The sequence below is a fragment of the Paracoccus sp. S4493 genome, from assembly GCF_000967735.1.
Classification (GTDB): domain Bacteria; phylum Pseudomonadota; class Alphaproteobacteria; order Rhodobacterales; family Rhodobacteraceae; genus Paracoccus; species Paracoccus marcusii.
The window spans coordinates 1-218 of record NZ_JXYF01000273.1 but is presented as its reverse complement, the minus strand read 5'-3'; the positions used below and the strand labels follow the sequence as shown (position 1 = coordinate 218).

Here is a 218-nt window from a genome sequence, read left to right as displayed (position 1 = left end):
GGCCCGACCGCATTGCTGACCGTCAACGCCGGCCCCGCCGAAATCAGCACCCGCAGGTTCCCCGTCCCGTGGTCGACCGCGTTGCGCAACAGGTTGCGCAGGATCAGCGCCAGCGCGTCGGGATCGACGGCCACCGGGGCCTGCGTCATCTCTCCGTCGTCGAACATCACCGGCTGGCCGATGTCGTCGATGACCATCCGCGCCACGCGGATCAGGTC

General features: G+C 69.3%; 1 pseudogene. It reads right to left on the bottom strand.

The window, feature by feature from the left end:
* Positions 1-218 (bottom strand): annotated as a pseudogene (locus TW83_RS21295) (ATP-binding protein); the annotation flags it as partial.